Source organism: Paraburkholderia sp. BL9I2N2 (genome assembly GCF_004339745.1).
GTDB lineage: Bacteria > Pseudomonadota > Gammaproteobacteria > Burkholderiales > Burkholderiaceae > Paraburkholderia.
On the sequence record NZ_SMGP01000001.1, the window covers coordinates 3,091,406 to 3,113,451 of the forward strand.

Below are 22,046 nucleotides of genomic sequence, written 5' to 3' on the forward strand. Positions count from 1 at the left end.
AGACCATGGACCAAAGCGACTTGAAAGCCCCCACGTGGCAATTGTCCGAACGCGCACGCAAGCTCACGAGCTCGGCGATTCGCGAGATTCTGAAGGTCACGGAGCGGCCCGAAGTCATTTCGTTCGCGGGCGGCCTGCCTTCGCCGGCGACCTTCCCGGCCGAACGCATGCGCGCGGCAGCGGACCGCATTCTGCGCGACGAACCCGCCGCGGCGCTGCAATACAGCGCGACCGAAGGCTTTCTGCCGCTGCGTGAATGGGTCGCGAAGCGCTATTCGGTGAACGGCGCGCAGATTCGTCCGACTCAGGTGCTGATCACCACCGGCTCGCAGCAGGCGCTCGACCTTCTCGGCAAGGTGCTGGTATGTCCGGACAGCCCGGTGCTGGTCGAAACGCCGACCTACCTCGGCGCGCTGCAGTCGTTCTCCATGTACGAGCCGCGCTACGTGCAAGTGCCGACCGACGAACAAGGCCTCGTCCCCGAAGGGCTCACGCCCGAACTGACGGCCGGCGCGCGCCTCCTGTACGCGCAACCCAATTTCCAGAACCCGACGGGGCGCCGCCTGCCGGTCGAACGCCGTCGCGCGCTCGCCGAGTTCGCGAAGACCGCGCCGTTCCCGGTGATCGAAGACGATCCGTACGGCGCGCTCGACTACGCGGGCGAACCGCTGCCCACCATGCTGTCGATGGCGCCTGACCACATCGTCCATCTCGGTTCTTTCTCGAAGGTGCTGGCGCCGGGCCTGCGGGTCGGCTACATCATCGCGCCGGAAGAGTTGATCTTCAAACTCGTGCAAGCCAAGCAAGCCACGGATCTGCACACGCCGAGCTTCACGCAGCGCATCGTGTACGAAGTGATCAAGGACGGCTTCCTCGACACGCACGTACCGACCATCCGCGAACTGTATCGCAATCAATGCGCGGCCATGCTGGCTTCGCTCGAACGCTACATGCCGGAAGGCGTAAGCTGGAACCGCCCGGAAGGCGGCATGTTCGTGTGGGTGAATCTGCCCGCGCAGATCGACAGCATGAAGCTGCTGGAAGAAGCTGTCGCGCAGAACGTCGCGTTCGTGCCGGGCGGTCCGTTCTTCGCGAGCGAAGCGCAACACAACACGCTGCGCCTGTCGTTCGTGACGGTGCCGCCGGCCAAAATCGACGAAGGCGTGTCGCGTCTCGGCGCGCTGATCCGCGCGAAAATCTAGACGCTGCCGCGCGCTTGTTTGCGCGCGGTTTGCGCGATTTTCGCCCGGCCCGCATCCAGCGAATTCCACTACTGACGAAGGACACACCATGGCTCAAACGAATATTTACGACAGGCTCGAGGAACTGGGCATCGAACTGCCGACCGCCGGCGCACCGGCTGCCGCATATGTGATGAGCGCGCAAAGCGGCAACACGGTGTATCTCTCCGGACATATCGCCAAGAAGGACGGCAAGGTGTGGACCGGCAAGCTCGGCGCCACCCTCACGACCGAGGAAGGCAAAGCCGCCGCACGCTCGATCGCCATCGACCTGCTCGCCACGCTGCACGCGCATGTCGGCGATCTGAACCGCGTCACGCGCATCGTCAAGCTGATGAGCCTCGTCAACTCGACGCTCGAGTTCACCGAACAGCATCTGGTCACCAACGGCGCGTCCGAACTGGTCGCCGACGTGTTCGGCGAACGCGGCAAGCATGCGCGTTCGGCATTCGGCGTCGCCCAGATTCCGCTCGGCGCGTGCGTCGAGATCGAGATGATCGCCGAAGTCGAGTAACGCAGTCGACGCTGCCGGTCCATCCGGCGCAGCGGAACAGGAACGCGTCGCGAGGTGTCAGCCACCCGCGGCGCGTTTTGCATTTGTGGCGAGGTAGATCGTTCCGCCGTCAACGGATAGAATCCGCCAACCCTATCCATCCGTTTGATTCGCTGGACCGCGCCCGATGCCCGCTCACACTGTCCGTTTCAAACAAGTCGACGTGTTCACGTCGGTGCCGTTCAAAGGCAATCCGCTTGCCGTCGTGTTCGATGCCGATGCACTCGATGCGAATCAGATGCAGGCCATCGCCCACTGGACCAATCTGTCCGAAACGACTTTCCTGTTCAAGCCGACCGACCCGGCCGCCGACTATCGCGTGCGCATCTTCACCACGCATGGCGAACTGCCATTCGCGGGTCATCCGACGCTCGGCACCGCGCACGCGCTGCGCGAAAGCGGCTATCAGCCGAAGCAGGCCGGCAAACTCGTGCAGCAATGCGGCGTGGGACTCGTCGAACTCGAGGCGCTGCCGGGAGCGGACGGCGCATGGGCCTTCGCCGCGCCGCCCGCGCGAGTCACGCCGCTTGCCGAGGATCGCTACGCGGCACTCTCTACGGCTTTACGTAGCGACGCGATCGATTTCAGCGCGACGCCCTGCGCGGTCGACAATGGTGCGCCGTGGCTCGTGGTGCGCGTCAATTCGGCGCGTGAATGCCTCGCGCTGGAACCCGATGCCGCCGCGTTAGCCGACATCGTGCGTTCGGTCAATACGCATGGCCTCGCCGTCTACGGCCCGCACGAGGCCGGCGGCCCGGCCACTTTCGAGGTACGCTGCCTGATGGCCGGCGGTAGTTTCGGCATCGGTGAAGACCCTGTGACAGGCAGCGCCAATGCGGCGCTCGCCGGCCTGCTGAGCGCCCAGCAGTTGCGCCCGGGCACGCACTATTCAGCCCGTCAAGGCACCGCGCTGGGCCGAGCCGGCCAGGTTTCCGTGCACTACGACGACGCACGCCGCAAGACATGGATCGGCGGCCCGTCGGTGACGATTGTCGACGGCACGTTTCGCTTGCCCTGATCGGCACGCCCCTTGCCTCGTTCATGTGTCAGGCATGCAACCGAAGAAGGCGGCATAGGGTTCGCCCTGCCTGGCCGCGCTTGACCACAAAACGCCGCATCGTTTGCGCGATTAAATGCGCCTTGCATTGGAAGAGGCCTGTTAAAGGCCTGGCACACCTGAATGCCGGCGCGCCTCGCCGCCGATTCCCGATGAAATACTCGAACACGACAGCGCAGCGGCCGCCTCAAGATTGGCCGGACGGGGTGTCAAAATCGCCGCACCGGGCAGCTTGCCGCGCCCTCGTATACCCGATGCCCGGCCTCTTCCTTAATCCAGTGGCATTAAGTAATATCGAGACGTACCCGATGACCTGCGGATGGTCAGGCACGGCGCCACGCTTATCTCTTCTGCGCAGCAGTTCCGGCACCTTGGTCACCATGCAGCCACTCATGAAATCAGCGCAGTCGACGCTCGTTCGTTTGCAACCGGCCGGCACCCACGCACGGGCCGCCCGATGAGTCAATCCCGGTTCTCCGACCAGCGCGAAGCCAAAGCACGGCGCGATCCCGCAGTGTCGCGCCGGCGCGCTTTGCTCGCGATTCCCGCGCTCGGCGTATTGGTCCTGATCCTGCTTTGGACCGTGATCTTCGCGCGTCTGTCGGTCGAGAAAGAAGCCACTTATCGTGAAGCCATGGCCTCTGCTGCGATTCTCTCCGCGGCGCTGGAGCAGCACACGGTCAAGGCGATTCACCAGGTCGATCAGATCACCCGCTTTGTCAAATTCGAGTTCGAGAAGACGCCGAATCATTTCGATCTCGCCAGCACAGTGGAAAAAGGCGTAGTGCAAAGCGAGACGCTGGTGCAGGTGTCCTTGATCGACGAGCACGGCACGCTGATCGCCAACACCGCCGAACTCAATCCCAGGCGCATCGATCTATCCGACCGTGAACACTTCAAGGTCCACGAACACGAGAACGACGACCAGTTGTATATCAGCAAGCCGGTGCTCGGTCGCGTGTCCGGTCACTGGACATTGCAGATGACGCGGCGTCTGAATCATCCGGACGGCTCGTTCGCGGGCGTCGTGGTGGTCTCCGAAGATCCCAGCTATTTCACCACCGACTTCTACAACAACGCGGCCATCGGCCGCGAAGGCGTGATCGCGGTGATCTCGGACAACGGCACCGTGCTCGCGCGGCGCACCGGCAGCGCCGAAACCGCCAACGGCGCGTTCTCGGCGAGCGGCTCGTATCCGACCTCGGAGCATGTGTCGGGCACCTACATCGATTCGATCGACAACGTCACGCGGATCGTGTCGTACCGGCATATCGACGGTTATCCGCTCGGCGTGCTGGTGGGTCTCTCGCAAGCCGAAGAATTCGCCGACTACAACCACACACGCAACGTCTATCTGCTAATGGCGGGTTTCATCTCGCTCGCCATGCTGAGCTTCTTCGCCGTGGCCACCGGCCTGATCGGCAAACTGCTCGGCCGCGAGCGCGAGATGACGCATCTGGTCGAATACGATCTGCTCACCGGTCTGCGCAATCGCTACGCGACCTTGCAAACGCTGCGGCACGACGTGGCGCAGCAGGCCAACCTCGGCCGCCTCGCGATTCTCTTTATCGATCTCGACAACTTCAAGACCGTCAACGACACGCTCGGCCACAACGCCGGCGACATCGTGCTGCAAATGACGGCCTCGCGACTCGCCACCGCGGTCGGCGAAGGCGGCGCGTTGAGCCGCATCGGCGGCGACGAGTTCGTCGTCGTGATCAAGGGCGACGACGTCGAGAAGCGCGCCGTCGCGCTCGCCGAAGCCGCGGCCGAAGCGTTCGCCAAGCCGTTCGAAGTGCGCGGCAGTTCGTTCGTGCTGCATGCGAGCATCGGCATTGCGCTCTACTCCGTCACCAACGAAAGCGAGATCGACCTGCTGAAAAAAAGCCGACCTCGCCATGTACAGCGCGAAAGACGCGGGCAAGAACTGCTATCAATTCTATTCGCCGCAACTGTCGCATCGCGCGGATCATTTGATGAAGTGGGAACAGCAGTTGCGCGTCGCGCTCGCCGAAGGGCAACTGTTCCTCGCCTATCAGCCGAAGATCGATCTGACGCGCCGCTGCATTACCGGCTTCGAGGCGCTGGTGCGCTGGAATCATCCGCAGCACGGTTTTGATTCCGGCCAACGAGTTCATTCCGGTTGCCGAATCGACCGGCCTGATCGTGCCGATCGGCGACTTCGTGATCGAGACCGCCTGCCGGCAACTCGCGCTGTGGCAGCAACAGGGCTACGACACGCTGTCGCTCGCGGTGAACATCTCGGCGGTGCAATTCTGGCGCGGCGACCTGTACGAAACGATCTCGCACGCCATCGAGGAAAGCGGCATTTCCGCGCGCCGCCTCGAGCTCGAAATCACCGAAACGGCGATGATGGAGTATCCCGAACTCGTCTCGGAGAAGATCTTCGCGTTGAAGCGTCTCGGCGTGCGCATCGCGCTCGATGATTTCGGCACCGGCTATTCGTCGCTGTCCTACCTGAACCGCTTCTCGGTGGATACGCTGAAGGTGGACCGTTCGTTCATCCAGGCAATTCCGGGCGACCGCAGCGTCTGCGTGATGGTCACCGCGATCGTCAATCTGGCGCGTTCGCTCGGGCTCACGGTGGTGGTTGAAGGCACGGAGACCGAAGAGCAGATCGCGTGGCTCGCCGCGCTCGGCCATATCGAGGCGCAAGGCTTCCTGTTCTCGCGTCCGGTGCCGGTGGACGCGATTCCGGCGCTGCTCGAACGCTTCGGCGTCTGCGGCATGACGGGCCGCCGCACCGCGCACGAAGCCGACAGCGCCAGCAGCGTGTCCAGCACCAACACCTGAGCGGCGCACGCAGCGGATCGTCACGGGTCATCTACCCGCAGCGCCGCAAAACCGGCTACATTCTCGCTGTACTGCATCACAGCGCGATGCCGCCCGCCGGCCGCGTCAAAACCACTAAACGATGATCTCAAAGGACGAGCGCCCGCGTGCCGGGCGCTCGTGGCGCCATGCAGATGATCACGAGCCAGGATGCTGCCCGACGAGGTGAACGGGAACCGCTATGGACGCTGTTTCGGGTCGTATTCGGCCTGTCCGCGCTGTCATGGGGCGGCCTCGCGCTCATGGCGCAACTTGAAAACCATTATGTCGAACGCGAAGGACGCCTCTCGCGCGTCGCTTTCTCCGATCTGATCGCACTCGCCTGGATGGTGCCCGGCCCGGTAGGCTGCAATGTCGCCGTGCAACTCGGACATGCGCTGCGCGGACGCGCCGGCGCCTGGGTCGCGGGCATTGCCAGCGTGCTGCCCTTCTTCATGCTGATGACATTGTTCGCGATCTTCTATCGCACGCCGTTCGTGCGCGCCGCCGCCTCGCAAACCTTGCTCAATCACTTCAGTGTCGTGCTGGCCACGCTGATCGCGATCACCTGGTACAAACAGACGCGCGCGCTGGTGCGCGGCAAACTCGAATGGGGCGCGGCGGTGCTCGTTGCATCGCGCTCTTCTATGCGCGCAGTCCGGCCGCTTATGTCGTCATGCTCGGGGCGGCCTTCGGCACCGGCTGGCTGGTGAGCCCGGTTCGGAACTCGCGCGTCGTCGTGTCGTTCGCGCGTGGCGACTGGCAGATGCTGACCGCCCTGAGCGTGTTTCTCGTGTTGTTCGCGATGCCGTTGCCGCATCGCTATGAACTGGCGCTCCTGTGGCCGCGGCTTGCGGGTGCCGGCATGACGTTGTTCGGCGGCGGCTTCTCGGCGTTGCCGGTGCTCAAGACGCTGTTCGTCACGCCGGCGATCGGCGTCTCCGATAACGACTTCACGCTGGCGTTCTCGCTGTCGCCGCTGTCGCCCGGGCCGCTGTTGAACGTGGTGCCGTTCTTCGGCTATCTGGTGGATGGCTGGGTGGGCGCGCTGATTGCCACGCTCGCGTTATTCGTGCCGTCGGGGTGCCTCGTCGTGCTGGCACAGCGGCATCTGCATCAATTGAAGGCCAATCCGCGCTTCGAGCACGGCATGCGGATCCTGCGCGCCGTCACCACCGCGTTTCTCGCGGTGGCCGTGCTGCGCATTGCCGCGCATGTGCCGTTCAAACCGGTTTATCTGCTGACCGCGTTGTTCTCCGCGATGTGCTTCGCCAAGCTGAAGGTGCCGGTGTACGTGGTGTACGGGACGGTGGCGGTGGTGTGCGGGCTGTGGCTCGCATATGGCGCGCTGATCTAGACGGCGCAGCGGCGCTTCGCTCGATGGTGGCGAGGCTTCAAGAGTGCGCCGCGCGGCGGTGTCACCACGCGGCGATCGGACTTCAAACGGGCAATTGCAAAATCTTAGAAGCCGCGCGACAGCACCGCGACGCCGATCGTCACCACGCCGAGCACGATATTGATCAGCACCAGACGACGGATCGTGCCGACGGCCCGCGCGCCATCCGGCCATTTTTGCGCCTGCACTGCGCGGCGGATGCGCGGGAACACGGCGAAACGGATGTGCCCGAAGATCAGCATCATCACAATGCCGAGGCCGGCCATGGCATGCAGCGGCCAGGTGGCATGCCCACCGCCGAATTGCATCAGCAGGAAGCCGCCGGTGAGGAGTATCACCAGCACGGAGGCGGCGACCCAATTGAAGAAGCGGCCGAACACCGATTCCCACAACGGCAAGCGTAATTGAGGCGAGAGATCGGCAATTGCCGGGCGCAGACAGAAATGCGCGAACACCATCCCACCTACCCACACGGCAACCGCGAGTAGATGGAGAAAGAGCGCGAGTTCGATAGCCTTGTTCATGTTGTTTTCCTCTCCCGACGACGCCACACCGCGCATAACGAGCGGCTATTGAGCGCATTCGACCGCGCGCTATGCACGCAGTTCCATGGCATTCGTGGCTTTCACGCCGTTTTTGTAGTTGTTATCGCAGCATGCCCACCGCAATGGCGATGCTGCTCCCCGGTTTTGTACTACGCACGACAAGCGCCCGCATGCTAGCAGACGCTTGCCGTGTTTCAGCATCAAGCTTTGTTAAACGGCCAGCACGGGACGCATGCCTTCGAGCTTCATCTTGCTCTCAGGTGCGCGGCCCTTGCGCGCCCGCTTGCCGATATGCGGCGCGAGCGCGGCGCCGCTCACCTTTTCTTCGTCGACGCGGCCGCCACGGCGCGTGCCGATCAACACGACACCCGCGTTATTGATGGCCAGCGCCTGCACGAGCGTTTCCTTGTCGTCGAGGCCCATCAGCGTGACGCCGCGGCCGCCGCCCGAGAGCGTCTTCATCTCGTCGAGGCCGAACACCAGCAAACGCCCGCCCGAGGAGAGACACGCAATGTGCGTCGCGTCCGGCAACATCGGCATCGGCGCGAGCGGCGCGGCGCCGGCGTCGATCGTCATGAACGACTTGCCGGCCTTCACGCGGCTCACCATGTCGCCGACCTTGGCGACGAAGCCGAAGCCGTTGCTCGAAGCAAGCAGCAACGCCTGATCCGCGGACGCCGCGTAGTAATGCATCAGATGGCTGCCCGACTCCAGTTCGATCAGCGACGTGACCGGCACACCGTCACCGCGGCCGCCCGGCAGCATTGCCACCGCGACCGAATAGACGCGGCCGTTGCTGCCCCACGCGACCAGCGTGTCCGGCGTGCGGCACTGGAAGGCCGCATAGAGGCCGTCGCCGGCCTTGAACGTGAAGCCCGCCGCGTCCAGGCCGTGGCCCTTCAGCGCACGCACCCAGCCCTTCTGCGAGACGACGACCGTCACCGGTTCATCGACCACGCGCGCTTCGAACGTCGCGCGCTTTTCCTGCTGGATCAGCGTGCGGCGCTCGTCGCCGTACTGCTTGGCGTCGCCTTCAATTTCCTTGATGAGCAGGCGCTTCATCGCCGATTCGCTGCCGAGCAGTTCTTCCAGCTTGGCCTTCTCGTCTTTCAGTTCGGCGAGTTCCTTCTCGATCTTGATCTTCTCGAGCCGCGCCAACTGACGCAGCCGGATTTCAAGAATGTCCTCGGCCTGACGATCGGACAGGCCAAACGCGGCCATCAACGCGACCTTCGGCTCGTCCGATTCGCGGATGATGCGGATGACCTCGTCGATATTCAAAAAGACGATCATCCGGCCTTCGAGGATGTGAATCCGGTCGTCGACCTTCGACAAACGATGCCGCGTGCGGCGCGTGACCGTGGCGAAGCGGAACGCGATCCACTCGTGCAGGATTTCGCTCAAGCCCTTCTGACGCGGCCGGCCGTCGCCACCGACCATCACCAGATTCAGCGAGGCGTTGGATTCCAGGCTCGTATGCGCGAGCAGCGTATTGACGAAATCGGTCTGATCGATGCGGCTCGACTTCGGCTCGAACACGAGACGCACCGGCGCGTCCTTGCCGGACTCGTCGCGCACCGCGTCGAGCAGCGCCAGCATGGTCTGCTTGGTCTGCAACTGTTCGGGCGTGAGCGCCTTCTTGCCGAGCTTGATCTTCGGATTGGTCTGCTCTTCGATCTCCTCGAGCACTTTCTGCGCGGCCGTATTCGGCGGCAGTTCGGTGATCACCAGTTGCCACTGGCCGCGCGCGAGCTCTTCGATCTTCCAGCGCGCGCGCACCTTGAGGCTGCCGCGGCCGGATTCGTACGCCGCGGAGATTTCCGCTTCGCTCGAAATGATCTGGCCGCCGCCCGGAAAGTCCGGACCCGGAATGTGCTGAATCAATTCCGCGTGCGTGATCTTCGGATTGCGGATCATGGCAACGGTGGCGCCCGCGACTTCGCGCAGATTGTGCGACGGGATTTCCGTGGCCAGACCCACCGCGATGCCGGACGCGCCGTTCAGCAGCACGAACGGCAAGCGCGCCGGCAACAACCTCGGCTCGTCGAACTCGCCGTCGTAGTTCTTCATGAAATCGACCGTGCCCTGGTTGATTTCATCAAGCAGCAGCTTCGCGATCGGCGTGAGGCGCGCTTCCGTGTACCGCATTGCCGCCGCGCCGTCGCCGTCGCGCGATCCGAAATTGCCCTGACCGTCGATCAGCGGATAGCGCATCGAAAAGTCTTGCGCGAGACGCACCAGTGCGTCGTACGCGGACTGGTCGCCGTGCGGGTGATACTTACCGAGCACGTCGCCGACCACGCGCGCCGACTTGACCGGCTTCGCGTTGTCGGACAGACCCATGTCGTTCATCGCGAACAGGATGCGGCGCTGCACCGGCTTCTGGCCATCGCACACATCCGGCAGCGCGCGGCCCTTGACCACACTCACCGCATAGTCGAGGTACGCGCGTTCCGCGTAGTTGCCGAGCGTGAGAAAGTCGCCCTCAGGGGGCGGCGGCTCGGTGAAAAGGTCGAGAGTGTTATCGTCGTCCATCTAGATTCCGTATCCGTGTTTGGCGTGAAGTTTTCGTGCGGAGTGAGTGCGCTTTAAAAAGCGCTCAGATATCCGCTTCTACTTCGTTGCCCTTTTCTTCCAGCCAGCTGCGGCGCGACGCCGCTTCGCCCTTGCCCATCAGCATCGTCATGCGCGCGACCGTGGCGTCGTAGTCGAGTTCGCCGAGCGCCACCGGGGAGAGGCGCCGCGTGTCGGGGTTCATCGTGGTGTCCCACAACTGTTCCGCGCTCATTTCGCCGAGACCCTTGAAGCGGCTGATGGACCATTGCGTGTCGCGCACGCCGTCCTTGCGCAGCTTGTCGAGAATCGCTTCGAGTTCGCCTTCGTCGAGCGCGTACAACTTCTGCGCCGGCTTCTTGCCGCGCGCGGGCGCGTCGACCCGGAACAGCGGCGGACGCGCCACGCACACATGTCCGCGTTCGATCAGCTGCGGGAAATGCTTGAAGAACAGCGTGAGCAACAGCACCTGAATGTGCGAGCCGTCGACGTCCGCGTCCGACAGAATGCAGATCTTGCCGTAGCGCAGATTCGACAGGTCGACTTTGTCGTCAGGGCTGTGCGGATCAACGCCGATCGCCACCGAGATGTCGTGCACCTCGTTGTTGGCGAACAGGCGGTCACGCTCGGTTTCCCACGTGTTCAGCACCTTGCCGCGCAGCGGCAGGATCGCCTGATATTCCTTGTCGCGGCCCATCTTCGCGGAGCCGCCCGCCGAGTCGCCCTCGACGAGGAACAGTTCGTTGCGGCCGATTTCCGTCGATTCGCAATCGGTCAGCTTGCCCGGCAGCACCGCGACGCCCGAACTCTTGCGCTTCTCGACCTTCTGCCCGGCGCGCGTGCGCGCCTGCGCCTGCTTAATGACGAGGTCGGCGAGCTTCTTGCCGTGCTCGACGTGCTGATTCAGCCACAACTCCAACGCCGGCCGCGCGAACGACGACACCAGCTTGACCGCGTCGCGGCTATTCAGGCGCTCCTTGATCTGCCCTTGGAATTGCGGATCGAGCACCTTCGCGGACAGCACGAACGACACGCGCGCGAACACGTCTTCTGCGAGCAGCTTGACGCCCTTCGGCTGCAGATTGTGCAACTCGACGAAACTCTTCACCGCCTGATACAGACCGTCGCGCAAACCGGATTCGTGCGTGCCGCCCGCGGGCGTCGGAATCAGGTTGACATACGACTCGCGCATGAGCGTACCTTCCTCGCTCCACGCGACCACCCATGCGGCGCCCTCGCCTTCGGCGAACGTCTCTTCGCTCGCGCGCGAGTTTTCGGCATAGCGCTCGCCCTCGAACAGCGGAATCAGCAGATCGCTGCCGTTCATGCCTTCGAGCAGATAGCCGCGCAGACCGTCTTCGTATTTCCAGGTTTGCTGCTCGCCGGTTTTCTCGTTGATCAGCGTGACTTCGACGCCGGGCAGCAGCACGGCCTTCGAACGCAGCAGACGTTGCAGTTCGCCGAGCGGCAGGTTCGGCGAATCGAAGTACTTGGGATTGGCCCACGCGGTGACACGCGTGCCGGATTTCTTGTCGCCTTTCGCGGCGGCCCGCACTTCGAGTTCCTTGGCGACGTCGCCATTGGCGAAACTCAGTTCGGCGATCTTGCCGTCGCGCCACACGGTGACGTCGAGGCGCGTGGACAGCGCGTTGGTGACGGACACGCCGACGCCGTGCAAGCCGCCCGAGAACGTGTACGCGCCGCCGGCGGCTTTGTCGAACTTGCCGCCCGCGTGCAGGCGCGTGAAAACGATCTCGACGACCGGCACGCCTTCTTCCGGATGCAGACCGAAGGGAATGCCGCGGCCGTCGTCCTCGACCGAGACCGAATGGTCCGCGTGCAGCGTGACCGTGATTTGCCGGCCGTGGCCGCCGAGGGCCTCGTCCGACGCGTTGTCGATGACTTCCTGAATGATGTGCAGCGGATTCTCGGTGCGGGTGTACATCCCGGGCCGTTGCTTGACCGGCTCCAGGCCCTTCAACACCTTGATCGACGCTTCGCTATACGCGGCGTTTGGCTTTTTCGTAGACATGGTTGACTCGGGTGCGTCGGTTCATCGTTGTCCACAGGTCCTGTTCACAGGTCTGTGGACAATGCGTTGAGTTTTCAAAAAAAGCGAAACGAAACAACGGGGTTAGGTGGGGTGCCCGCAGTGCGGGCAAGCTGTTTTGTCGCATGGCTTCCCGTTGGCGCGCTCGATGGCGGCTCGAAGCCTGCCCTGCATGTGCAACAAGGCGGGCAACGTCGACGCTGGTGCGAACGCCGGGGAAGCCTGTTCGCGGGGTATTTTACTGATTTCGATACGCGCGGCAATTCACGATGCACGGGATAGGCCGTCTGGTAAGGGACGGCGGTGGCGCGGCCCCATCGCGCGCCGCGCCCGCGCCTCATTTGCGCCGGTTTTCCAGCTCGTCCCAACGCTCGAGCGCAACCAGCAGTTCTTCGTCGATCGCGGCATAGCGCTCAGTCAAACGCGTGCCTTCCTGCGCGTCTTTGGCGAATACGGAGCCGTCTTCGAGTTGTGCGCCAATCGCTTTCTGCTCGGCTTCGAGCGCGGCGATTTTCTCCGGCAGCGCCTCCAGTTCGCGCTGCTCCTTGAACGACAGCTTCGCGGCGCGTTGCGTATTGCGGCCCGCGGAACTGTCTTTGGCCGCGGCCGCATCTTTGCCCGCGTCCTTGCCGGCTTCTTTCTGCGCGTCCAGCGCCATTTGCTGCGAACGGTCGCGCTGGATCTGCCAATCGGTAAAGCCGCCGACATACTCGCGCCACTTGCCGCCGCCTTCGGACGCGATCACCGAGGTCGCGACGTTATCGAGGAACGCGCGATCGTGGCTGACCAGCAGTACCGTGCCGTCGTATTCCGTGAGCAGTTCTTCGAGCAGTTCGAGTGTCGGAATGTCGAGGTCGTTGGTCGGTTCGTCGAGCACCAGCACGTTGGCCGGACGTGCGAACAGACGGGCGAGCAGCAGGCGGTTACGCTCGCCGCCAGACAGCGACTTGACCGGCGAACGCGCGCGTTCCGGCGCGAACAGGAAGTCGCCGAGATAGCTCATGACGTGCTTCTTCTGGCCGTTGACTTCCACCCACTCGCTGCCCGGGCTGATGGTATCGGCAAGGCTCTTGTCCAGATCGAGCTGCGCGCGCATCTGGTCGAAATACGCGACCTGCAGATTTGTGCCAATGCGCACCGTGCCTTCGTCGGGCGCCAATTCGCCGAGGATCATCTTGAGCAGCGTGGTCTTGCCCGCGCCGTTCGGACCGACAAAGCCGATCTTGTCGCCGCGCATGACCGTGGCCGTGAAGCTGTCGACCACCGTGCGCGAACCGTAGCGCTTGGTGACGTCGGTCAATTCGGCGACGATCTTGCCGGACTTCTCGCCCTGGCCGACGTCGAGCTTGACGTTGCCCTGCACGTTGCGGCGTTCCGCGCGCTGGTTGCGCATTTCCACGAGCCGCGCAATCCGGCCGACGCTGCGCGTGCGGCGAGCCTCGACGCCCTTGCGAATCCACACTTCTTCCTGCGCGAGCAGCTTGTCGAACTTGGCCGCTTCCACTTGCTCGACTTCGAGCTGCTGCGCCTTGCGCGTCTGATAAGCCGAGAAATTACCCGGATACGACAACAGACGCCCGCGATCCAGTTCGACGATGCGCGTGGCGACGCGGTCGAGAAACGCGCGGTCGTGGGTAATGAAGAGCAGGCCCGCGCGCAGCGAGACCAGCAGGTCTTCGAGCCAGCGGATGCCGTCGAAGTCGAGGTGGTTGGTCGGCTCGTCGAGCAGCAGCACGTCCGGCTGCACGACCAGCGCGCGCGCCAGCGCCACGCGCTTTTGCATGCCGCCCGACAGCGAGCCCACCCGCGCCTCCCCGTTCAGGCCGATCTGCTGCAGCGTGGTCGCGACGCGCGTGCTCCAGTTCCAGGCGTCCGAATGGTCAAGCGCCGATTGCAGCGTGTTCATGCGCGACATCAGCGCGTCGTGCTCCGGGCCTTCCGGCTCGTCGGCGAGCTGATTGGCGACCGCGTCGTATTCGTCGAGCAGCGCGCGGGCGTGCGTGAGGCCGGCGGCGACCGCTTCGAACACCGTGTCGTCCGTGTCGAACTCCGGCTCCTGCGGTACGTAAATCGTGCTCAGACTCTGCTGGCGCGTGACGAGGCCGTCGTCAGGCTTGGTCAGGTCGGCGACGATCTTCAGCAGCGACGACTTGCCCGCACCGTTGCGGCCGATCAGCCCGACGCGTTCGCCCGCTTCGAGAGAGAAATCCGCGTGATCGAGCAACGCGACGTGACCGAACGCCAGTTGGGCTCCGGTAATGGTGTAAAGCGACATGGAGAATTGGAGAAGACAGCGATGAGTCGGAACTGCCCATTGTACCGGGCGCACGGGCGGGTGCCTGTATGCCGGAAGAGATAGATCGAACGGCCGGCTTGCCGGACGCGGATAGCCCGGCTGCGCATGGCGCGGACGCCGGACGGGCAGTTGCGCCCACCCGGCTGTCCCGTGCGGCGGGTTACTTCACGTGCACCGTGATGGTCTTGCTCATTTCCGGACCGTACGAACGATGCGCGCCGTCGCCGAATTGCAGCGTCAGCGTGTGGTCGCCCGGCGGCAGCGTCAGATCGGTTTCGGTCTGGCCCTTGCCGAAGTGCAGCGACTTGTCGTTCGCGGGGATGACCTCGCCCTTGGGCAGCGGCTTGCCGTCCACCAGCAGATGATGGTGGCCCGTGCCTTCCGTCATCGTGCCGGCCGGCGCTATCTTCGTGCCGTCGACGCCGAACACCACGTGGACGGGATTGCTGACGGTCGCGCCGTCCGCCGGCTGCACGAACGACACGCTCGCGGCCTGCGCCGCACCGGATACGGCGAGCAATCCGGCCAATGCCGCACCGACCAACCATTTGTTCTTGAACATCGTTTTTCTCCTTTTTGGGAAACGAAAGTCATGCGCGGGCCATGTCGGCGGCGATGGCGCCTCAGTGGCCTGAGGCCGATCGTCGCAGTTCATGCCAGGCGCCCCGGCGCGCCGGTCCAAAAGATCAGCTGCGGATCAGAGCATACACGCTGTGTGTGACGCGGTCCGTCGAGTGGGTTCGGCGTTGTGCCGGACGCTTTACGGCGCTGCCACATCGGCCGTTTTCAGCCGGATTGACAAATTCCGGTAATATTGCGGGTCGCCGCCGTGCCCAAAAAAGGGGCAGACTGGGCGGATTTTGCATTGAACTAGAGAAGAGTGCGTCGTGAGCGAAGTAATTGAAGTGACTGAATATAAGAGCTGGGTCTGCCTGATTTGCGGCTGGATCTACAACGAGGAAGAAGGCCTGCCCGAGGAAGGCATCGCGCCGGGCACGCGCTTCGCCGCGATTCCCGAAGACTGGCGCTGCCCGCTGTGCGATGTGGGCAAGGCTGAGTTCGCGGTGGTGGAGTTCTGAGGCGGGTTTATCGGGCTGCCGGGGCGCAGCATTAGGTCGTTGCGCGCGCTGGAGCGGTCGCCCGGGCAGTTTACACGGCCCAGCAGGCTTTGACTGCTGGGCCGTGTGCTTTGTGGGACGGGCTTCGGCGCTCCTGCACGGCCCTCCTCGCGTTTGGGCGTGTTTGATATACTCTGCGCTCGCTGGCGAATTTGGACTCGCCCGATCCTCGCGGACCTTGTTCGATAGCGGGATTGCGGCGATCATTTTGGTTTGGTCTTCTCCCTGTAGTTCAGGGGGTGGAATGATACGCCGGAAGCCCGTCAGACAAGGCGACACTACGGTGCTGTAGCAAATTAGTAGCAACGAAATTAGAACGGTGTGGGCCTACCGCACTAAAAGAAAACAGCGCTTCCCCAGCGCTGACAAAGAGAGAGGCCACATCCCCCATGCCGTTACCATTGGACGTAGACCAACTGCTCTCCGAAAAACGCTTCCGTAAGGCTGTACGAAGGCGATGGCGCCTGACCAAGGTAAGGGCTAGAGCACTGGATCAGCAGCGTTCCCAGCGACTTCGTTTCGGGGACCATTCGCGAATCATCAGAATGCTCGCAGATGCATACCCGCCGGAGGTCAAACTCGAACGTAGCGGAGCTAGAGTCGTAGTGCCGCCGGTGTTTTCGATTATTGATGATCCACAACGAGCGCTGCGGACAATTCTTAGCTTCGCTAAGTTGGTGCGGACAAATAAGATCCGCAACATTGAGTTCGACCATAGTCAGATGCAAACCTACGACTTGGCGGCCAATGCAGTGCTGGACATAGTCGCGAGCGAGCTCGCGCTTGAGGCGCGTCAACGCGCCACAAAGGTCAGATTTTTTGGCCGTTATCCGTTGCCGGCTCATCTGAAACGATTTATACGATGTATTGGAATTGTTAAGCAGCTAGATATCGCACACGAGGTAGCGTCGTCTGACGAACAGAACGCCGTTCGCGTGTTCGACAAACGGAAACGCAACTACAGCGAACCAGACGATCCAGCTCAAGCCGACTTCAAATCACGGGTAGCGGAAGGGTTCGTCGACCATATCAACAACTGCCTCAGCGACCACGGCCGCACACTAACTCCCGCCGCGGTCCAAAAGCTGTGCGTGTACATCGGAGAAATTCTCGGCAACGCCGAAGATCATGCTGGCTTCTCAGATTGGACCATCCAAGGGTACCTGGACAATTCCATGGACACCCCCATATGTGAGATAGCTATCTTCAACTTCGGTACTTCGATTGCTGACACGCTCATGGGGCTTCCGCAGAACAGCTACACGTGGAAACAAATCAGTCCCTATATTCTCATGCACCGTGGCGCTGGTTTTTTTCGCAAAGGGTGGCGGGAACGGGACCTGCTGACGCTGGTAGCGCTGCAAGGAAATGTAAGTTCGAAGAATTTTTCTGTGGAAGATACGCGTGGCCAAGGAACTGTCGACCTGATCGAATTCTTTCAGAAGATGTACGAGGAGTGTGCGAAGGACAGCACAGAGAAAGCGAAGATGGCGATACTTTCTGGTAGCACCTTCATCTTGTTCGATGGGAAATATCGACTGAGCAGCGGCGCGCCAGGTCATGGTAAAGTCATAGCGTTTAACGCACAAAATACTCTTTACAAACAGCCAGATTCCGGGTATGTCAGGTCGTTAGGTAGCGTACAATTTCCTGGAACCATCATTAGCATCCGTTTTCCCCTAAGTACGGGTAGCACTGTAGCTTTGGGAGTGAACAAAAATGAGCCATACCGTGATTGACTTTGGAACATTGGAAGGCCCCGTCTTCACTGGACGTCCTAGAGGCGAGCAGCTTCGGGACAAGCTCGGCGTCGACGCTCTGGACGAGAGCAACGAAGTAGTGGAAGTGAAGATTCCTGACAGCACCTATTCGATCAGCAGTTCCTTCGTCCTCGGCCTTTTTGGCAAGAGCGTCGTCAAGGCGGGCAGTCGCGAGGCGTTCTACAGGAAGTACCACTTCATGAGTTCGCAAATGTTTCGCGACGTTGTCGACACCTGCGTCAATCGGGCGCTTCAGCAAAAAAGCATTCTTGGCGAACGGCACGCCTAAGCGTTGGGCAAAGCTCCAGCTGATCCTTTTTTTCGGGATCAGCGTACTTGCGCGCGCGCAAGCCGCCCCTCCGCCCTCTTCTAGCTCGTCTGCGCCAGTTTCGTCCGGACCTGGTGTCGCTGCTTCAGCAATTCAGGCCGTTGGTGGTCCTGCCGATCGGAGGGAGGCTCTTCAACAGCCCGCTCCTCGAACTCCCCCTGCCATTCCCCCGACACCCGCCGCGAGCCAGACGTCGATCAGGTCTGACCAGGGCAACGTGTCCGCCGACAAGATCTACACAATGGTCGTGTCGACGTTAGCGCTCTTTCTGTCCGGGTCGTTGGCGATTTACACTCTATTCAAGGATCGGAAAGCGCGCACACAATCCATCTCTGATGACTATTGGCTCCGCAAGGTCGTCAGCCCACTGGCGATCGAGCCGCTTATTAAGACGATGCTGGAAACAATAAGTGCGATTCCGCCCGATTGCTGCGGACCTAATTTTCTGCCAGATGCCCTCGACGCGTTCATGTCGAAGTACCAACAAGATCACCGGATTCAATCGACCAACCTTATCGCCTTCGGACTGCTCTCTCCCAAGCTATACGATCCAGCATCAGAGGCTTTCGATGAAGTAGAGGATGCAGTTATTACGTACTGCAACTCGAATCGGAACGGGCTGAAAACGGCTTCCGGGGAGCCCGTGGAGCCTAAGGATAAATTGGCGGAAAGAATTCGTACGCACCTCAACAGCATCCTACAGCTCGTCCGCGAGTATCAGTCATCGTTAAAGTGACTTTGGATCAGACCATGCTTGCGGCATTCAGTCGCAGCAATGACAGGCGCAACGCCCGTCCAATATCCGTTTCCATAGTTGCCTAGCCTGTCAGCCAGCCTTCAGGACTTCGATAAACTCCACGCGGGGTTCGTTGGATCTCTTCAGCCCGTCGGCGATGACCCGCATAACGGTCGGGTTCCAGTTCGCATTCCCCCGCTGTGTCTCGACGCGGAAGAGGCCTCCATTGTGGTTCAGCACCACTCGACGCAGAATGGCACGTCCCTCAAATCCCACCATCCGATTCGGCAGAGCTTCTACTTGAACAACGATGTCAGGTTTATCGTTTTCAAGTTGTTCGACGTGCGCCTTAAGCATGTAATATTCCTTCTGTTCTTCCGATAAAGTCATTGTCGTTACTCTTTGATTGGCGATTTAGCGCGGTCGATGTCGCGCGTCGGAGGGGGCACATTACCGAAGGGCAGGGTTACATAACATGCGATTAGAACGACCCGCAACCGAAAACATACCCCCGGTGGCAAGGATAAGCGATAAGGCAGCAGATGACCTATTCGAGCAAACTTGACGACGAAGCCCGCGCCGAGCTGCTCTGCTACTTGGTGGCAGGACAGCTGGTTGCACGAGCACGTACCAGCGGCTGGATGCGAACCGATCATGTTGTGGAGTTACAGAGCATCTGGGCAAACGCCAATGGAGCCCAAGTCAGCTGGCTTGACCGTCTGCGTCTTGGCGCTCGGTCGGAAATGGTCGCGCTGAACTTCGCTGAGCTGCCAGGATTTGCAGATTCGGATTCGCTTGCGCAACGTATGCCATGAAACCTGTCGGCTTTTGCCTATCTTAAATTCTTATAATACAGTTTAGATAATTGTTGAGGGCGGTGTGAAATTAAACAAAAAATGGACTTTAATAAAAGTCAGCACGACAGAAACAGCAGAACTCATTGAATTTCTTAAAGATAATTACGAAATTGGCAATGAAGCGTTGGTGAACACGTACGCCGCCACGATCGAATTGGTCTCGAACGTGTTCGAACACGCGTATCCCAAAGACCACGTTTACAAGTCCGAGCGTACTTGCGAGATTCGCCTATACACTGCAGACGACGATACGGTGAAAATTTCGGTCATTGACTCCGGCATCACAATACCTCAATCAATATTCGATAAGATCGTTTCGTCCGTTCAACGCGATATCTCTTTGAAAGGAGAGTCTGACAGTGCATTGATAGAGGCTGCCGTCGACGGAGGCGCTGATCGGAGTAAGCCGTGGCGCGGAAAGGGCCTTGCGTTCATTTTAGAAACTGCCCAACGCGGCATCTTTGCTTCGTTTTCTATCACGAGTCGCCACGGTTATTTTTCGCATGCATGCTTGTCAGGCAATACTGTACGCGACACGGATGTATCGTTTGACGGCACGTCCATTTCATTTTCTATAGCATCCTGCACTCGACTATCAGGGCGTCTGCCAAACATTGAGATATCTATCGCAAAGGATTTTTCCGAGACGCCAGGCGGTCGGTTTGTATCCGACGGCCCCAATTCAGGGGAAGAGTTCTCTATGAAGATCGAAAATGCTCTCAGTGAGGCGGAGATAGTTACGATCACCCTAGATGGACCACTCGGATACGCCAGTTCATTTTTGGAAGAGGCATTCGGTGGACTTGTTCGTCGTGGTTATTCCTCGTCAGAATTAAAGTTACGGCTAAAGCTCGTCAGCCAAAACAAAATTTATACCAGTCGAATTTTTCACTTCATTGATACAGCGAGTGAGAACAATGGATGATAAATACATCATCAGCATTTTTTCGGCACTAGTCGGTGCGTTCGTTGCAATTTTTACTAACTTCTGGCGAACACGTTACACAATAAGGGCGCAGGATTTTTCCAAGCGCATCGAAGAGATAGCTCAATCCATATCAAAGTTAGAGACTTACGCATGCGAATATTGGGTCTGCACCGATAGAGAAAAGACCAACGTGAATTATTACGTTATCGGAATGCAAACTAAGATAGAGCTTATGGTTCAGTACTTGAACGAGCAGTATAAGGAGTTCGACAAGCCAATGATCCTTGGCTCCCTCAATGAATTTACCACGGCGTGCACTGGCGGAACATTTGGCAGCAAATCGGGTAGTCCGGAGCCAAACCGCGTGCAGATTATTCTGGTAAGGGGCGAGACTGTCAAAATTGAACTCATGAAAATTAGAAATCAACAATACTAGTTCTCGCAAACGCGCGTGTATTTGCGATGCCTAAGGGCAAGACTGCCGACGCAGGCTGTTGGGCTCATTTTGAACCGAGGCAGATCTTATCCGCGAAGCGGACGGTTGCTCCGAACGGCTGAAGATCACTTGCGGGTCGACGGAGCCGTTCAAAGTCACTTTGCCGGGTCGTCCCGAGCGGCGATAGATCAAGGGAGTGATAAGCAGAGAGCCCGCCGAAGCGGGCTTTTTTGCACGTCGGGGTGACATACATTTCAGCTTCAGCCGATCGCTACTCCGCGAGGGCCGAGGTTCGATGCCACCCACGCCTGAAGATCAAATGAGCCTGAAATCTCAACGAGTCTGTAAATTTCCGCTCCAGCCTGCGTCAGCAGAAAGCACGGGATCAAAGCTTCGTCTGCACTCGGTATCGCGGTAAAGCTCTGGCCCCGGACTGCAAAAATATCCGGACTATCGAGTTGCATATGCTTCGTGTCCATCAGCAGCAAACCATATGTCGTAAGTTGAATTAGATCAATAATGCTTAAACCAATTTGTGGCAGACCCTTGCCGGTGTTCGCGTCCTCGTCCGAGAGAGGCACAAAGAAGGCTTCCTGGCAGCACACCACGTGATAGCACAGAAGTTCAAATTTCTGAGCGACCGCACGCGTAAGTGTTGCCAAGCAATGAATAGTAAGTGGCGAAAACGAACCAGGGCGCCGAATTTCTCCAGCCAAAATTCGCCCCATCAATGACTGCATCTCAGGATCGCTTTTCTGGGCCGCGATGTCCGCGAAATAGTTCAGCCAGTCTTTACTAAGCACTGCATTGGGGTCTTCGTCTTCGATCCGTGGATCGGCGGCAAGAACAGTCAAGGCGTCGGCAACGACCTGCGATCTGTTGTCGTGCTTCACAGCGTATTCGTTCAAGAACGACATCGCTATCGCTTCACTGACGTCGGCCGGGATTTGTTTCAGTCCTGCATTCGCTGCTTTCGAAACCAACTCGGTAGTCTTTCTCGCGTGGAAATCCGCTGCTTCGGTACGACGGTCTACCGCTCTGGCCACATAGTTAAATCCTCCATCGATTAAGCGACCGCACCCCACTCGAATGCGCTCGATTATTGACGGCGGTATCGGGACGCCGTGAGTCAGCGCGAGGGCTGAAATAGTCACGTCAAACCCCTTCCCCTTGCGCACGGACTCGGCGACCTCAGCCAATGTTATCGGAAAGCCGCTTGAGCCGGTCGTCGACTCGTCAGTTGCACTAGTCATCCATCTCCCCCGTGGATAAAAGAGACAGATTCTCGAAAACGACAACTTTATGCAACCGATGAGTGGAAATTTTTCTTCAATCTTTCGAAATCGCCGTGCAAACGGCT

17 protein-coding genes and 2 pseudogenes are annotated in these 22,046 nt (G+C 60.4%); 12 read left to right on the plus strand and 7 right to left on the minus strand.

The genetic code is table 11. The features are described from left to right. Nucleotides 1-5: 5 nt before the first annotated feature. The 5 genes and pseudogenes from B0G74_RS14245 to B0G74_RS14265 all read left to right on the plus strand — a co-directional run bounded on the left by B0G74_RS14245 (nucleotide 6) and on the right by B0G74_RS14265 (nucleotide 7,040). Nucleotides 6-1,202 (plus strand): PLP-dependent aminotransferase family protein, encoded by a 1,197-nt coding sequence (locus tag B0G74_RS14245; RefSeq protein WP_132375397.1) that lies wholly within the window; start codon nucleotides 6-8, stop codon nucleotides 1,200-1,202. Between the two features lie 88 nt (nucleotides 1,203-1,290). After that, nucleotides 1,291-1,755 carry a RidA family protein gene (locus tag B0G74_RS14250; protein ID WP_132375398.1) on the plus strand — a complete coding sequence of 155 codons (465 nt, stop codon included), beginning with the start codon at nucleotides 1,291-1,293 and terminating at the stop codon, nucleotides 1,753-1,755. Nucleotides 1,756-1,921: 166 nt separating this feature from the next. Continuing rightward, nucleotides 1,922-2,812 carry a PhzF family phenazine biosynthesis protein gene (locus tag B0G74_RS14255; protein WP_132375399.1) on the plus strand — a complete coding sequence of 297 codons (891 nt, stop codon included), beginning with the start codon at nucleotides 1,922-1,924 and terminating at the stop codon, nucleotides 2,810-2,812. Nucleotides 2,813-3,308: 496 nt separating this feature from the next. Further along, nucleotides 3,309-5,665 (plus strand): annotated as a pseudogene (locus B0G74_RS14260) (EAL domain-containing protein). Between the two features lie 167 nt (nucleotides 5,666-5,832). Then, nucleotides 5,833-7,040, plus strand: a pseudogene (locus B0G74_RS14265) (chromate transporter). 104 nt (nucleotides 7,041-7,144) lie between these two features. On the opposite strand, the gene B0G74_RS14270 reads toward B0G74_RS14265, so the two are convergent. The 5 genes from B0G74_RS14270 to B0G74_RS14290 all read right to left on the minus strand — a co-directional run bounded on the left by B0G74_RS14270 (nucleotide 7,145) and on the right by B0G74_RS14290 (nucleotide 15,085). Next, the gene (locus B0G74_RS14270; protein WP_012432243.1) at nucleotides 7,145-7,603 is read right to left on the minus strand and encodes a CopD family protein; all 459 of its coding nucleotides are present in this window, start codon (nucleotides 7,601-7,603) and stop codon (nucleotides 7,145-7,147) included. Nucleotides 7,604-7,834: 231 nt separating this feature from the next. After that, nucleotides 7,835-10,159: a DNA topoisomerase IV subunit A gene (gene parC / locus B0G74_RS14275; RefSeq protein WP_132375400.1), complete on the minus strand. Its 2,325-nt coding sequence runs from the start codon at nucleotides 10,157-10,159 to the stop codon at nucleotides 7,835-7,837. Nucleotides 10,160-10,223: 64 nt separating this feature from the next. Continuing rightward, nucleotides 10,224-12,209, minus strand: coding sequence for a DNA topoisomerase IV subunit B (locus tag B0G74_RS14280; RefSeq protein WP_132375401.1), 1,986 nt, complete (start codon nucleotides 12,207-12,209; stop codon nucleotides 10,224-10,226). Nucleotides 12,210-12,564: 355 nt separating this feature from the next. After that, nucleotides 12,565-14,502 carry an ATP-binding cassette domain-containing protein gene (locus B0G74_RS14285; protein WP_132375402.1) on the minus strand — a complete coding sequence of 646 codons (1,938 nt, stop codon included), beginning with the start codon at nucleotides 14,500-14,502 and terminating at the stop codon, nucleotides 12,565-12,567. Nucleotides 14,503-14,683: 181 nt separating this feature from the next. Continuing rightward, nucleotides 14,684-15,085, minus strand: coding sequence for a DUF4399 domain-containing protein (locus B0G74_RS14290; protein WP_132375403.1), 402 nt, complete (start codon nucleotides 15,083-15,085; stop codon nucleotides 14,684-14,686). 325 nt (nucleotides 15,086-15,410) lie between these two features. On the opposite strand from B0G74_RS14290, the gene B0G74_RS14295 reads away from it, so the two are divergent. The 4 genes from B0G74_RS14295 (at nucleotide 15,411) to B0G74_RS14310 (ending at nucleotide 18,465) form a co-directional block, all read left to right on the plus strand. Beyond that, nucleotides 15,411-15,602, plus strand: a complete 192-nt coding sequence (locus B0G74_RS14295; RefSeq protein ID WP_007175738.1) for a rubredoxin — start codon at nucleotides 15,411-15,413, stop codon at nucleotides 15,600-15,602. Between the two features lie 584 nt (nucleotides 15,603-16,186). Continuing rightward, complete coding sequence (locus B0G74_RS14300; RefSeq protein WP_132375404.1) at nucleotides 16,187-17,380, plus strand: hypothetical protein; 1,194 nt, start codon at nucleotides 16,187-16,189, stop codon at nucleotides 17,378-17,380. Then, complete coding sequence (locus B0G74_RS14305) at nucleotides 17,361-17,690, plus strand: DUF4325 domain-containing protein (protein WP_132375405.1); 330 nt, start codon at nucleotides 17,361-17,363, stop codon at nucleotides 17,688-17,690. Before B0G74_RS14300 ends, B0G74_RS14305 begins: the two co-directional genes overlap by 20 nt. Nucleotides 17,691-17,946: 256 nt before the next feature. Then, nucleotides 17,947-18,465, plus strand: coding sequence for a hypothetical protein (locus B0G74_RS14310; protein WP_132375406.1), 519 nt, complete (start codon nucleotides 17,947-17,949; stop codon nucleotides 18,463-18,465). A gap of 90 nt (nucleotides 18,466-18,555) precedes the next feature. Here the strand turns inward: B0G74_RS14310 and B0G74_RS14315 are convergent, their stop codons facing one another. Further along, nucleotides 18,556-18,855: a hypothetical protein gene (locus B0G74_RS14315; protein ID WP_132375407.1), complete on the minus strand. Its 300-nt coding sequence runs from the start codon at nucleotides 18,853-18,855 to the stop codon at nucleotides 18,556-18,558. A gap of 152 nt (nucleotides 18,856-19,007) precedes the next feature. Between B0G74_RS14315 and B0G74_RS14320 the strand changes: the two genes are divergently transcribed. The 3 genes from B0G74_RS14320 to B0G74_RS14330 all read left to right on the plus strand — a co-directional run bounded on the left by B0G74_RS14320 (nucleotide 19,008) and on the right by B0G74_RS14330 (nucleotide 20,686). After that, nucleotides 19,008-19,280 (plus strand): hypothetical protein, encoded by a 273-nt coding sequence (locus B0G74_RS14320; RefSeq protein ID WP_132375408.1) that lies wholly within the window; start codon nucleotides 19,008-19,010, stop codon nucleotides 19,278-19,280. A gap of 64 nt (nucleotides 19,281-19,344) precedes the next feature. Further along, nucleotides 19,345-20,247 carry a DUF4325 domain-containing protein gene (locus B0G74_RS46605; RefSeq protein WP_243658182.1) on the plus strand — a complete coding sequence of 301 codons (903 nt, stop codon included), beginning with the start codon at nucleotides 19,345-19,347 and terminating at the stop codon, nucleotides 20,245-20,247. Further along, entirely contained in the window at nucleotides 20,240-20,686 is a 447-nt protein-coding gene (locus B0G74_RS14330) for a hypothetical protein (protein ID WP_132375409.1), read from the plus strand. Before B0G74_RS46605 ends, B0G74_RS14330 begins: the two co-directional genes overlap by 8 nt. A 260-nt stretch (nucleotides 20,687-20,946) precedes the next feature. Here the strand turns inward: B0G74_RS14330 and B0G74_RS14335 are convergent, their stop codons facing one another. Next, entirely contained in the window at nucleotides 20,947-21,939 is a 993-nt protein-coding gene (locus B0G74_RS14335; RefSeq protein WP_132375410.1) for a DUF2806 domain-containing protein, read from the minus strand. Nucleotides 21,940-22,046: the final 107 nt, after the last annotated feature.

Coding starts and splice junctions, on each gene's coding strand:
- B0G74_RS14245 (WP_132375397.1), top strand. CDS start 6: ATGGACCAAAGCGACTTGAAAGCCCCCACGTGGCAATTGTCCGAACGC.
- B0G74_RS14250 (WP_132375398.1), top strand. CDS start 1,291: ATGGCTCAAACGAATATTTACGACAGGCTCGAGGAACTGGGCATCGAA.
- B0G74_RS14255 (WP_132375399.1), top strand. CDS start 1,922: ATGCCCGCTCACACTGTCCGTTTCAAACAAGTCGACGTGTTCACGTCG.
- B0G74_RS14270 (WP_012432243.1), bottom strand. CDS start 7,603: ATGAACAAGGCTATCGAACTCGCGCTCTTTCTCCATCTACTCGCGGTT.
- parC (WP_132375400.1), bottom strand. CDS start 10,159: ATGGACGACGATAACACTCTCGACCTTTTCACCGAGCCGCCGCCCCCT.
- B0G74_RS14280 (WP_132375401.1), bottom strand. CDS start 12,209: ATGTCTACGAAAAAGCCAAACGCCGCGTATAGCGAAGCGTCGATCAAG.
- B0G74_RS14285 (WP_132375402.1), bottom strand. CDS start 14,502: ATGTCGCTTTACACCATTACCGGAGCCCAACTGGCGTTCGGTCACGTC.
- B0G74_RS14290 (WP_132375403.1), bottom strand. CDS start 15,085: ATGTTCAAGAACAAATGGTTGGTCGGTGCGGCATTGGCCGGATTGCTC.
- B0G74_RS14300 (WP_132375404.1), top strand. CDS start 16,187: ATGCTCGCAGATGCATACCCGCCGGAGGTCAAACTCGAACGTAGCGGA.
- B0G74_RS14305 (WP_132375405.1), top strand. CDS start 17,361: ATGAGCCATACCGTGATTGACTTTGGAACATTGGAAGGCCCCGTCTTC.
- B0G74_RS14315 (WP_132375407.1), bottom strand. CDS start 18,855: ATGACTTTATCGGAAGAACAGAAGGAATATTACATGCTTAAGGCGCAC.
- B0G74_RS14320 (WP_132375408.1), top strand. CDS start 19,008: ATGACCTATTCGAGCAAACTTGACGACGAAGCCCGCGCCGAGCTGCTC.
- B0G74_RS14330 (WP_132375409.1), top strand. CDS start 20,240: ATGGATGATAAATACATCATCAGCATTTTTTCGGCACTAGTCGGTGCG.
- B0G74_RS14335 (WP_132375410.1), bottom strand. CDS start 21,939: ATGACTAGTGCAACTGACGAGTCGACGACCGGCTCAAGCGGCTTTCCG.